Origin of the sequence: Salipiger sp. HF18, assembly GCF_011806505.1 — a bacterium.
Classification (GTDB): domain Bacteria; phylum Pseudomonadota; class Alphaproteobacteria; order Rhodobacterales; family Rhodobacteraceae; genus Salipiger; species Salipiger thiooxidans.
Genome location: NZ_JAATOS010000998.1, coordinates 1 through 517 on the forward strand (window position 1 = coordinate 1; position 517 = coordinate 517).

General features: G+C 66.2%; 1 pseudogene. It reads left to right on the top strand.

Features of this window, described 5'->3' with window-relative positions:
- Positions 1-517 (top strand): annotated as a pseudogene (locus HC022_RS28470) (hypothetical protein); the annotation flags it as partial.

Here is a 517-nt window from a genome sequence, read left to right on the forward strand (position 1 = left end):
TCGTGTGCCTCGCCGTGGCCTGGGCGATCCGCTCGCACCGGCTGGGATTCTACCTCGTCGCCACCCGCGAGCGTGAAAGTGCCGCGAAGGCGGCGGGCGTGGGCACCGTCAAGGTGCGGCTGATGGCGGTGGCCGTCTCGGCGGCGCTCTCGGCCATGGTCGGCACCTTCCACGCCATGTACCTGACCTTCATCGAGCCCGAGTCGATGTTCTCGTTGCAGTTCTCGATCCAGATCGCCATGTTCGCGCTCATCGGCGGCATCGGCACCGTCTGGGGCCCGCTTCTGGGCGCCATGCTGCTGGTGCCGATCACCGAATTCGCCCGCGGCGCGCTCGGCTCCGAGGCCATCGGCCTGCACGGCTTCGTCTATGGTGTGGTGCTGATGCTGGTGGTGCTGTTCCTGGCGCTGCCCATCGGGGTCGCCGCGTCGATCTACCTCGAGGAATTCGCGTCGCAGAACAAGTTCACCGATTTCATCGAGGTGAACATCTCGAACCTCGCTGCGGTGCCGTCGAT